The sequence below is a fragment of the Micromonospora endophytica genome, assembly GCF_003236305.1.
GTDB classification, from domain to species: Bacteria; Actinomycetota; Actinomycetes; order Mycobacteriales; family Micromonosporaceae; genus Micromonospora; species Micromonospora endophytica.
In genome coordinates this window covers 1-1,823 of record NZ_POTX01000448.1, presented here as the reverse complement: position 1 = coordinate 1,823, position 1,823 = coordinate 1, and the positions used below count along the sequence as shown (strand labels likewise).

Below are 1,823 nucleotides of genomic sequence, written 5' to 3'. Positions count from 1 at the left end.
ACGCCGACCCCCTCGGCCAGCCCGACCGCCAGCGCCAGCCCGAGCCCGAAGCCGAGCCCGAAGGCCACCAAGAAGGCCACGGCCAAGCCGAAGCCGAAGCCGACCAAGAGCGCGGCGAAGAAGTCGTCCTGGGTGATCCCGATGGCCGGTGCCACCATCACCTCGTGCTACGGCCCCCGCTGGGGCACCCTGCACGCCGGCATCGACTTCGCACTGCCCGCCGGCACCCCGGTCCGCGCCGCGTTCGGTGGCACCGTGACCAAGGCCGGTGACGTCGGCGACGGGTACGGCATCTCCGTCGTCATCGACCACGGCAACGGCTACCTCACCCACTACGCCCACCTGAGCACCGCCAAGGTGGGCGTCGGCGACAAGGTCAGCACCGGGCAGACCATCGGCCTGGAGGGCTCCACCGGCGACTCCACCGGCCCGCACCTGCACTTCGAGGTGCACCAGGGCCAGATGTGGAACCAGATCGACCCCGCGCCCTTCCTGCGCGCCCGCGGCATCGACGTGGCCTGCTGAGCACCGCGAGTCGGATCAGCACACCTCCTCGGCGTCGCTGGTGAGCGACAGGACGGGCCAGTCCGCGAGGTCCGCGAGCAGCTGACGGTCGTGGGTGGCCACGACAACCGCCGCGGCGGTCTCCCGCAGGGCGTCGGTCAGCTCGTCCACCAGCGACGCCGACAGGTGGTTCGTGGGCTCGTCGAGGATCAGCAGGTCCGGCCGCTCGGCGAGCCGCAGCGCGAGGTTCAGCCGGCGTTGCTGCCCCTGGGACATCCGCCCGACCGGTGTCCGGAGCGCGTCCCGGTCGAGCAGGTGGGTCGCGCTCAGCGGCAGCCGGTCGCGGTCGGCGAGCCGCCCGGCGGACTGGAGTTGGCCGACGTGCCGGTCGTACAGCTCGTGCGGGAGCGCGGTCGGTGCCCAGTCCGGCACCTCCTGCCCGAGCAGCGCGACCCGGGCCCACGGCAGGTGACGCAGCTCGCCGGTGCTGGGTTCCAACTCGCCCGCCAGCACCGCGAGCAGCGTCGACTTGCCCACCCCGTTGGGGCCGGTCACCAGCAGCCGGTCCGCAGCGTCGAGGGTGAGCGTGACCGGTCGGCGCAGCCGACCGGTCACCGTCACACCGGCACAGCGCAGGATGGTCGCACCGGCGCGGGTGCCGAGTTCGGGCCAGCGCAGTCGCAACGGTGGCTCGGGCACGGTGAGCTGGTGGGCCGCCAGGTCCTCCTGCCGGCGCCGCAGCGCCTGCACCACACCGGGGGCCCGGGACTGGCGCTGGTGTTTGCCGTGGCCCTTCTCCGGCCGCCAACCCGTGCTCAGCCGCTGCTGCGCCTCGTTCACCGCGTCGGCCAGCCGCTGGTGCTCGGCCTGCTGCGCCTCGTAGTCCCGCGCCCAGCGTTCGCGCTCCCGCCGACGCCCCTCCTGCCAGCCGGCGTATCCACCGGCGAACAGGCGCGGTCGCCCGTCCTCGCTGGGGTCGAGGTCCAGGAACTCCACGGCCACGTCGCGCAGCAGGGCCCGGTCGTGCGTCACGACCACCAGCCCGCCCGGATGCTCACGCAGCCTCCCGGTGAGAAACGCCAGGCTGTCGGCGTCGAGATGGTTCGTCGGCTCGTCCAGCATCAGCAGGTCGTAGCGCGCCCCCAGCAGGCAGGCCAGCCGGACCCGGTAGCGCTGACCGACCGACAGCGTCGCCAGCGGGCGTTGCCGGTCGGGGCAGGCGTCGAGCCCGGCCAGCGCCACGTCGACGCGACGTTCGGCGTCCCAGGCGTCCAGCCGGGTGGCCGCGTCGAGGGCGGCGGCGTAGGCCACGTCCGCAC

General features: G+C 73.8%; 2 protein-coding genes. One reads left to right on the top strand and one right to left on the bottom strand.

The window, feature by feature from the left end:
- Positions 1–525, top strand: a 525-nt coding sequence (locus C1I93_RS30365) for a M23 family metallopeptidase (protein WP_111246665.1), incomplete at its 5' end; no start/stop codon positions are given.
- 15 nt (positions 526–540) lie between these two features.
- Here C1I93_RS30365 and C1I93_RS30360 read toward each other — a convergent pair.
- Positions 541–1,823 (bottom strand): ATP-binding cassette domain-containing protein (locus C1I93_RS30360; protein WP_111246664.1); only part of this gene is annotated, 1,283 nt, incomplete at its 5' end.